General features: G+C 64.8%; 9 protein-coding genes. 3 read left to right on the top strand and 6 right to left on the bottom strand.

All coding sequences use genetic code 11. The features are described 5' to 3' along the window. Nucleotides 1-171 precede the first annotated feature (171 nt). The gene (gene hxlA, locus QRN51_RS03315; RefSeq protein ID WP_059388908.1) at nucleotides 172-795 is read right to left on the bottom strand and encodes a 3-hexulose-6-phosphate synthase; all 624 of its coding nucleotides are present in this window, start codon (nucleotides 793-795) and stop codon (nucleotides 172-174) included. A 54-nt stretch (nucleotides 796-849) separates the two neighbouring features. Beyond that, a complete protein-coding gene (hxlB, locus tag QRN51_RS03310; RefSeq protein ID WP_284988614.1) occupies nucleotides 850-1,470 on the bottom strand; it encodes a 6-phospho-3-hexuloisomerase in 621 nt (206 codons plus the stop codon). A gap of 139 nt (nucleotides 1,471-1,609) precedes the next feature. On the opposite strand from hxlB, the gene QRN51_RS03305 reads away from it, so the two are divergent. Then, on the top strand, nucleotides 1,610-2,884 hold the full coding sequence (locus QRN51_RS03305) for a helix-turn-helix transcriptional regulator (RefSeq protein ID WP_284988611.1): 1,275 nt from the start codon (nucleotides 1,610-1,612) through the stop codon (nucleotides 2,882-2,884). Nucleotides 2,885-2,913: 29 nt separating this feature from the next. On the opposite strand, the gene QRN51_RS03300 is transcribed toward QRN51_RS03305, so the two are convergent. The 4 genes from QRN51_RS03300 to QRN51_RS03285 all read right to left on the bottom strand — a co-directional run bounded on the left by QRN51_RS03300 (nucleotide 2,914) and on the right by QRN51_RS03285 (nucleotide 6,139). Beyond that, the gene (locus tag QRN51_RS03300; protein WP_284988610.1) at nucleotides 2,914-3,723 is read right to left on the bottom strand and encodes an HAD family hydrolase; all 810 of its coding nucleotides are present in this window, start codon (nucleotides 3,721-3,723) and stop codon (nucleotides 2,914-2,916) included. Nucleotides 3,724-3,770: 47 nt separating this feature from the next. Beyond that, nucleotides 3,771-4,295: a YbhB/YbcL family Raf kinase inhibitor-like protein gene (locus QRN51_RS03295; protein WP_284988609.1), complete on the bottom strand. Its 525-nt coding sequence runs from the start codon at nucleotides 4,293-4,295 to the stop codon at nucleotides 3,771-3,773. Continuing rightward, nucleotides 4,292-5,260: a carbohydrate kinase family protein gene (locus QRN51_RS03290; protein ID WP_284988608.1), complete on the bottom strand. Its 969-nt coding sequence runs from the start codon at nucleotides 5,258-5,260 to the stop codon at nucleotides 4,292-4,294. Before QRN51_RS03290 ends, QRN51_RS03295 begins: the two co-directional genes overlap by 4 nt. Before the next feature lie 69 nt (nucleotides 5,261-5,329). Further along, nucleotides 5,330-6,139 (bottom strand): alpha/beta hydrolase, encoded by an 810-nt coding sequence (locus QRN51_RS03285; protein WP_284988606.1) that lies wholly within the window; start codon nucleotides 6,137-6,139, stop codon nucleotides 5,330-5,332. Nucleotides 6,140-6,327: 188 nt separating this feature from the next. Between QRN51_RS03285 and QRN51_RS03280 the strand changes: the two genes are divergently transcribed. After that, complete coding sequence (locus QRN51_RS03280; protein WP_059388901.1) at nucleotides 6,328-7,431, top strand: GTP pyrophosphokinase; 1,104 nt, start codon at nucleotides 6,328-6,330, stop codon at nucleotides 7,429-7,431. Between the two features lie 6 nt (nucleotides 7,432-7,437). Continuing rightward, the gene (locus QRN51_RS03275; RefSeq protein WP_284988604.1) at nucleotides 7,438-8,937 is read left to right on the top strand and encodes a SulP family inorganic anion transporter; all 1,500 of its coding nucleotides are present in this window, start codon (nucleotides 7,438-7,440) and stop codon (nucleotides 8,935-8,937) included. The last annotated feature ends 175 nt before the right edge of the window (nucleotides 8,938-9,112 follow it).

Genomic DNA, 9,112 nt, shown 5'->3' with positions numbered 1-9,112 from the left:
GTACCTACTCTGCCAGCCAGTCCCAGACCAGCCACCCCAATCCTCACAGTCGTTTAGAGGCCTGAAAACGACGAAAATTGCGTGGGCCCACGCCGCCAGAGTTCCCTGGCCGAGCTTGCGAGGCGAGGGTGGCGGTGGGGACCAGTTGGGACCGCCGGCTGGGAGGTGGGCCTAGATGATGGCGGCGCGCAGTTGCTTCGCGGCCAGTGCGGGGTCGTCGGCACCGTAGATGGAACCGCCGACGACGGCGACATCCGCTCCGGCGCGCTGGACGGCTCCGATCGTGGACAGGTTCACGCCACCGGCCACCGAGAACGGCACGCGGGCTTCCTCACCGGCGCTCAGGAGCACATCCAGGTTGTAGCCCGGCTTTGCCTGCTCGTCGAGGCCAGCGTGGAACTCGATGAACTTGGCACCGAGGGCCCTGGCTTCCTTGGCACGGGTTACTTTGTCCGCAACGCCGATCAGGTCAACCACGATGCCCTTGTTGTGGGCCTTGGCGGCCTTGACTGCACCCGCGATGGTGGAGTCGTCTGCGCCGCCAAGCACGGAGACCAAGTCTGCGCCCGCCTTGAAGGCGATGTCGGCTTCAAGTTCACCGGCATCCATGGTCTTGAGGTCGGCAAACACGACCTTGTCCGGGTGGGCATCCTTGATGGCCGTCACCGCGGACAGGCCTTCGCTTTTCACCAGGGGGGTGCCGAGCTCGATGATGTCCACGTATTCGGCGACCTTGCCGGCGATCTCGAGGGCGGCTTCGGTGGTGAGGACGTCGATAGCGACTTGCAGCTTCATGGAGGGATCTCTTTCTGTCGTTTGTTGTGGTGTTGGTGCGGTGAAAATCAGGGGCTATTCGAGGTTGGCGTGGCGGAGCCAGAGTTCCTCGGCCGGGGTTGCATCGTTGTCCCACAGGGCCTGGAAGACGGCTTCGGCAGCGAGGAAGAGCACCTGCTCGAACAGGCTGCCGGAGTATTGACGCGACAGCGTGGAACCGTGGTCTGTCTTCTGCGCCGCCGGAATGATGACGACGACGTCGGCCAGTTCCGCGAGCGGGGACGCGGCATTCGTGGTGTAGACGGCGATCCTGGCGCCGGCCTTGGAGGCAGTCTCGGCGGCGCGCACGACGCCGGAGGTCGTCCCAGAGCCCGAGGCGAGCAAGAGGAGGTCGCCCGAGCGGATGGCCGGTGTGGTGGTGTCCCCCGCGATGTGCACGTCGAAGCCGAGGTGCATCAGCCGCATCGCAGCCATCCGCAGGACGAGGCCGCTGCGGCCGGCTCCTGCAACGAAGATCCGGCCGGTGGCCGAGTTCCCGGCAGTCTGGACTTCCGTGGCCAGGCTGGACAATTGCCGAAGGTCCACTTCAGCTGCCGTTTCCGCGATCTCGCTGCCCACGAGGGCCAGGCTTAGCTCGACATCCGGGCTTGGGTCGACGTCCGATACGGCCTGGACGGCCTCTGCGGTGGTGGTCATGCGTTGCCTCCTGCTCAGGTGAATGCTCCGTTTGAATCAATCCTTCAGGACTGAACGGGTAGGCGTAACGCTGAACAAGGGCGGTATTAGCTACCCGTTTGGGTAGTAGGCGGACGGCGCGAAGCGCTAAAGTGGCGGGATGACCTCAAGCCGATGGACCCTTCTCGAGGCAGTCGCTGAACTGGCCAACGCACCGCTCACGACCATCGCCGAGAGGCTCCGTGAAGCGACGCTTCCGTACGTAGGCAGCAGCGCGCTGGTGATCTTCACCGAAGATTGCACCGGCCGGCCCCAGAAGAAAGCCGGGGCAGAGGGCATCATCAGCCGCGTCTCCATTCCCGAGTTGGATCAACTGCGGACCCGGGTCACGGAAGGCGAGGTGTGGCATGGGGAAGCGGCCATCGCCGGCGAGCAACGGCCTGTTCTTGCATTGACGTCCGAGAGCAATGCGCTGCTGACCCTCACTGAGCCGGCCCTGCCCGACGAACCGTTGGAGCGCGAGTCGGCCCTGCGGATGCTTGACTACCTATGGCAGCTCACAGCGCGGCGCATCCAGGAGAAGGTGGCGGACGCGCCGCCGTCGTACCTTTTGGAATCCCGCGCGGCGTCAGCCGAGCGGCTCCGCGTCACGGCCGAACTCGTGGACAGGCATTCGACCACCCTGGAGACACTTTTGGCGGCGTTGCGATCGAGCGCCCTGGACGATGCCACTGCCAGAAAAACCGTCACCGACCTGGCCGCTACCTCGCTGGTCAGTCTCCGGACGCTCAGCGACCGCACCACAGACCTCGTCGAAGAGCCGGTGGCCAAGGCGTTCGAACGGCTGCGGGAAGACCTGCGGCCGCTCATGCACTTCAGCGGGCTCGACATCCAGTTCATCGAGCCACCGGTCAACGGCCGTGCCTTGCCCGGCGAAGTTGCCCACGCCTCCAGGGCGATCGTGCGGGGACTGGTGCTGGCCATCGTGGAGCAGCCAGCGGTCAGGCGTGTGCGGGTGCAGTGGGACTGCGACGGCGTGAACCTCCTCATCAACGTGCGCGACGACGGCCTAGGCGAACTGACGTCGGATTCGCCCAACATTGCCCGGCTCAACAACAGGGTGGCAGCGCTGGACGGCCGAATGAACATCGAGGTCATGGCCGGCTGGGGAGCTGACGTGCAGGTGGTCCTGCCGCTGGACCCTCCATCAGCCCCGGCGGGCGATATCGGCGGATGGGGCCTGGCCGAGCGAGAAATGGAAGTTCTTCAACTGTTGGCGGCCGGGCAGCGCAACCGGGCCATCTCCGCCAAGCTGCACATCAGCGAAAACACCGTTAAATTCCATGTCAGGAATATCTTCAGGAAACTCGGCGTGGGTTCACGAACAGAGGCGATTGCCTTGGCGCACAGCCACGGACTGCGGGCGCCGAACTAGCCGTGCACGGCGGTCCGGTGCGGGGCCGACTAAACCCGCAGGGAAGCGAGCTTTGCCTCGAGGATCTGGGCCACGCCGTCGTCGTCGAAATGGGGCGCCTGCTGGCCGGCCGCGCTGATCGCCTCCGGATGGCCGCTGGCCATCGCGTACCCGTCGCCCGCCCAGCGCAGCATCTCGACGTCGTTGGGCATGTCACCGAATGCCACCACCTCGGCGGCCTCGATGCCTCGGGATGCCGCATATACGGCGAGTGTGACGGCTTTGTTGATACCGGGCGCCGACATTTCCAGGAGTGCGGTCCGCGGCGCCGAGTGGGTGGTCTCCACGAGATGCGCGACGGCGGGCTGCACCCTTGCGAGGAAATCATCCGGAGTGCCGCCGCGCGTTACGGCAAGGAACTTCACGACGGCGTCGTCCGCGGTCAGCGTTTCGTCCAGCCACGCGGGCGTGAACTCGGCCAGGAGCTCGCTGGTCTCGTTCTCGATGAACCCGGGCTCCAGGTGGAATCCCGTGAGTGTTTCGGCAGCGAACAAGGCGTCGGGCCGGAGCTGCTTGATGATCCGGCGGGCCTCCAGTACAGAGGCGATGCTCAAGGCATTGGCCGAAATCAGCTTGTCAGCTTCAAGGTCCCACACCACTGCACCGTTGGAGCAAATAACGATGCCGCTATGGCCGATCTGTTCGCGGAGGGGGTAGAGCCAGCGCGGTGGCCGACCCGTCACGAACACCACCTCGATGCCCGCGTCGCGGCAGGCATGGAATGCGCGGATGGTGCGGCTGCTGATCTTGCCGTCATGCCCAAGGATGGTGCCGTCAATGTCACTTGCTACGAGCCGCATTATGTCAGTCTACGTGGGGGCGGCCGCCGTCGACTTAGCCCCTGGAGCTAGCGCCGCTCGAAATGGCCCGTGATGACGGCCCGGGCCAGCGTGTGAGAAGCCAGTGTGCGGACGAGGGCTTCCGTAGAGGCACCGGCGTCGAGCCCCAGTTCAGCGACGTCGACCGCGTGCACGGCCACGATGTACCGGTGCGGACCGTGCCCAGGCGGCGGCGCGGCACCCAGGTAACCGGGGAACCCGGCGTCGTTCTTGAGTTGAACCGCTCCGGCCGGCAAGTGCGCACCACCCGGAACGCCGGCACCGGCAGGCAACGAGTTCGTAGTGGCGGGGATGTTGACCACTGCCCAGTGCCAGTAGCCGCCCGCCCTCGGAGCATCGGGGTCGAAGACGGTGACGACGTAACCCTTGGTGCCCTCAGGGGCTCCGCTCCAGCCCAGTTGCGGGGATTCGTCCTTGCCGCCGGTCACGCCGAAGCGCTTGCTGGTCTGGGCCGGGCTGAGAGCGTCGCCGTCCTTCAGCGAGCCGCTGGTGACATCGAACGATGGGACTTGTGGAAGGTCGGCGTAGCTCATGGCTGCCTCTCGACGCTTGCACCGGCTTCCGGGACGCCCAAGGCGTTGAGTTCGGCACGCGTCGGCGGATTCGCGCCCGGCCGGGAGACCGTGATTGCCGCTGCGCGCGCGGCATGGCTGAGGAGTCCTTCGAGCACTTCGGCGGGCATGGCGTGCAGTTCGTCGCGGTTTTGGGCCCCTGCCAGCCCGTGGTCAACGATCCCGGAGAGCAGTGCGGCCATGAAGGAATCGCCCGCACCCACGGTATCCGCCACCTCTACCTTTGGGGCGTCCACCTGGGCCTCGCCCGCGGCTGTGACACCCCAGGGTCCGTCCGCGCCTCGCGTGACCACCACGACGGCGGGCCCCCCGCTGCCGCCCAGGCCCAGCCAGCGCCGGGCCGATTCCAAGACGTCGACGCCCGGATAGAGCCACTCAAGGTCCTCGTCGGATGCCTTGACCACGTCGGCAAGCGCCACGAAACGCTCCACCTGGGCCCGCGCAAATTCTCGATCCTTGATGATGCTGGGCCGGCAGTTCGGATCGAAGCTAACAGTCGCATTCGGATGGGCATGCTCGACGGCGGCAAGGACATCCGCTGCACCCGGCTCCAACATCGTGGCAATCGAGCCGGTATGCAGGAGCGAGGTCCCCTGAAGCATGAACGGCAAGCGCGCGGCGAGGCCGGGAAGCTCCCAGGCGAGGTCGAAGGTGTAGCTTGCAGCGCCGTCGTCGTCGATCAAGGCGGTGGCAACGCTCGTGGGGCTCTCGTCCGGCGGCAGCGGAACCATGACGGAACTGGAGCGCAAGTGGGCTGCGATCGAGTCGCCGTAGGCGTCATTGCCGAAACGGCCGATGAACTGGACAGCGTGGTCCAGCCTGGCCAGGCCCACGGCAACGTTGAGCGGACTTCCGCCCACGTGGGCATCGATTCCCGAGGAACGCTGGACGACATCAACCAGCGCTTCACCTATGACTGTCAGCATGGGACAACTCTGCCATGCGGATGTGGTGTGCGTCTCTCGATGACAGCCGGTGACTTTGCCGGCAAACCGTCACGCGAGCAGCCGCTGCACCAACTCCCGGCACTTCTTGTACGCAACCGCCCTTGGATCGATCAGGTCGAAATGGTCGCCGGGCACCTTGAGGAACTGGGCCGCTCCCCCGGAAGCGGTGGCTGCGGCAACATAAGCCTCGGACTGGCTGCACGGGACATCCTCGTCCGATGCAGCATGGACCGCGAAGACCGGTACGGGGATGGGCAGCGACCTCATGGGGTCCGCATAGATATGCCGTTTGGGGTATCTTACCGAGTCGCCACCCATGAGGTTGTCGACGGCGCCGTTGCTCAGGTTGAGCCGCTCGGCGTCGGCAAGGTTCAGCAGGCCAGACTGGCTCACGACGCCGGTGAGCCGCACTGCCGCACCGTTGTCATGCCGATGGAGCTGGCGGTCGGCGTCCGGGGCGCCGATTTTGGAGAGTTTTTCCCGCCCGGCCGCCCAAACCGCGAGATGGCCGCCTGCGGAGTGTCCCAGTGCCACCACTTTGTTCAGATTAAGTTCATGTTTGCCGGCAATCTCGCCCAAGTGGTCGATCCCATCGAGGACATCTTCGAACGTATGCGGCCAGCCTCCACCGTTTCCGGCCCTCCGGTATTCAAGGTTCCAGGCGGCAATTCCATGTGCAGCGAGATCCCGGGCAATCGGCTCACCGAGTTCGGCGCCGTATTGGGAGCGCCAATAGCCTCCGTGGATCACCACCACCACTCCATCGGGTCTGTTGCGGTGTGGTTGTAGCGAATCGGGTACGAACAGCTCGCCCCATTGGCTGGAGTGCTGGCCGTAGTAGTACTTGTGCCGCTTCATCGTGTCCTCCTTTGTGCCGAGCCTATCGCGGAGGAGCGCCGCGGAGCGGGAACGATGGCCTGAGGATCCACGCGGAGCCTTCCTCAAGGCACTGCCCGAGCGTACCCTCCTGCTTCCAGGTGGCGCACCGGTAGCACCAGAGGCTCCTTCTCCGCTTCACTGTCGGCCCTCCCCCGTAAGCTGGAGGCATGGCTAGCAATTGGGACAGCTTGGATCCTCAGCTGCGCGAATCAGTACAGGCGAACGTGGAGCTTTACGAACGCGTCCGGCCTGCCCTGAAACTCGTCACCCGCGATGTCCTGTTGACCTTGCGGGACATGCTCAAGAACAGCGAGTCCGTGCCCCTCTTCGTCACGGGACGCACCAAGACGGTCGAATCTTTCCGGGAGAAGATTTCCCGCACCGAGGTGCCCCTGGAGGGGGGTCCGCGGGTGCTGAAGTTCCCGGATCCCTTCCGGACCTTGAACGACATGGTGGGGCTGCGCGTCATCACCAAGCTCCCGGCCGAGAACGCCGCGGTTGCCAACTTGATCAAGCGCCAGCGCCAGCTTTTCGATTGCCGCGGAGACCTTGAGAAGGACATCGGCTCCATCGAGTCCGGCACCTACGGATATTCCAGCCGCCACCTCATCCTCCGCACCATCCAAAACGAGTCCGTGAAGGCCTACCAACAGGTCTTCAATCCGGACATTCCGCCCAATGGCAGCTACTTCTTCGAATGCCAGATACGTACGGTTTTTGCGCATGCCTGGAGCGAGATCGAACACGACATCCGCTTCAAGGCCGAGGATCCGCGCGCTTGGACACCGCATTTCGACCGCCAGTTCACTGCCACAGCGGCAATGCTGGAAACCGTGGAAAGCGCCTTCGCCGACCTCCACGAACGCTACGAGGAAGTCCGCGGCTACTGGGATCTCGACGGCGAAGGCTCCATGCCCCTCACGCCCAACCGGGTGCGTGACGTCTGGCGGACGCTGCTTCCCCACGTTGACCGTAAAGTTGATGACGACTGGGGTTGGGCTGCGGAGCTTCTCGCGGCCCACGGACTGAACAAGACCGTGGAACTCGCCGGTCTCCTCAGCGCCAACCGGATCACCGAGGTCCGCAAAGCCTTGGATCACCGTTACTCCCCTGGACCGGACCGCCTCCTGGATGACCTCCTGCTCTGGCAGTACGGCACTGAACACATCGACCTCACCGCCGAGGCGCCCGACGTCGTCCCCCACCCCCGGCGGGACAGCCTCCAGCGGCGTCTCAAGCAGATCGAGCGGTACCGCCTGACCAACAGCTAAGGACCCATGACACCCGAGCAGCTCCAGTCCCTCCGTTTCACACTGCGTTCGCCCCGCAGGCTCAAGACGGAAGCATTGGCCGGGTTGGTGGTGGCGCTTGCGCTCATTCCGGAGGCCATTGCGTTCTCCGTGATCGCCGGCGTGGATCCGCGCATCGGCCTCTTCGCGTCCTTCACGATGGGGGTCACCACGGCGATCGTGGGTGGCCGGCCGGCTATGATCTCGGCAGCCACCGGCGCCGTCGCCCTCGTGATCGCCCCCGTCATGAAGGATCACGGGCTGAACTACCTGATTGCCACGGTCATCCTGGCCGGGGTCTTCCAAATCGTCCTGGCGGTCTTGGGGGTCACGCGGCTCATGCGCTTCATTCCGCGCTCGGTGATGATCGGATTCGTGAATGCCTTGGCCATTCTGGTGTTCATGGCGCAGCTGCCTGAGCTCATCGGCGTCCCCTGGATGGTGTACCCGATTGTGGCCGTCGGGCTGCTGATAGTGTTCGGCCTGCCCAGAATAACGACGGCGGTGCCCGCGCCTTTGGTGGCCGTCGTCGCCCTCACGATGGTCACGACGCTGGCCGGCATCCGCGTCCCCACGGTGCACGACAAGGGCGAACTTCCCAATAGCCTTCCCGGTTTCTTTCTGCCCAACGTGCCTTTGACCTGGGAAACCTTCCAGACCATTGCCCCGTTCGCTTTGTCCATGGCGCTGGTGGGCCTCCTGGAGTCCCTCTTGACGGCCAAGCTCGTGGATGACATCACGGATACCCGCTCCAACAAGGCCCGGGTGTCCTGGGGCCAAGGCACCGCCAACATCGTCACCGGATTCCTGGGTGGCTTGGGCGGCTGCGCCGTGATTGGGCAGACCATGATCAACGTGAAGGGTTCGGGCGCCCGCAGCCGGCTCTCGACCTTCCTGGCCGGAGGGTTCCTGCTGGTCCTCGTGGTGGTGCTCGGGGACGTGGTGGGCATGATTCCCATGGCCGCTTTGGTGGCTGTGATGATCTTCGTTTCCCTCATCACCTTTGACTGGCATTCGATCCAGCCGGCGACCCTCAAGCGACTCCCGAAGTCCGAGACCGGCGTCATGCTCGTGACGGTGGCCGTGGTGGTGGCGACGCACAACCTGGCTATCGGGGTGGGAGCCGGTGTCCTCACGGCCATGGTGCTGTTTGCCCGCCGAGTGGCCCATTTCGCCACGGTGGAGCGGAGTGAACTTGAGCTCAACGGCCGGACCGTGGCGAGCTACACGGTGGATGGCGAGTTGTTCTTCGCTTCCTCCAACGATCTCTACACGCAGTTCGACTATGCGAAGGATTCCTCGGAGGGAATCGACCACGTGGTCATCGATCTTCATGCCTCGCACATCTGGGATGCTTCCACCGTTGCCGTATTGGATTCCGTGACCGAGAAATACCGCAGGCACGGCCGCGAGGTGGAGCTGGTTGGCCTCAACGCGGCGAGCATCCGGATGCGCGAACGGCTGGCAGGCAAGCTCAACGCAGGCTAACGTCCCCCGGCCCACCCAACGTACCCGCCCCCAACTGATCCCCACCGCCACCCTAGCCTCGCAAGCTCGGCCAGGGAACCCTGGCGGCGTGGGCCCACGCATTTGTTGTCGTTATGAGCCCTCAAAACGACTGTGAGGATTGGGGTGGCTGGTCTGGGACTGGCTGGCAGAGTAG

The organism is Arthrobacter sp. efr-133-TYG-120, assembly GCF_030209785.1.
Lineage (GTDB): Bacteria > Actinomycetota > Actinomycetes > Actinomycetales > Micrococcaceae > Arthrobacter.
The sequence above is the reverse complement of the archived record's forward strand: the minus strand, read 5'-3'. Positions and strand labels throughout refer to the sequence as shown.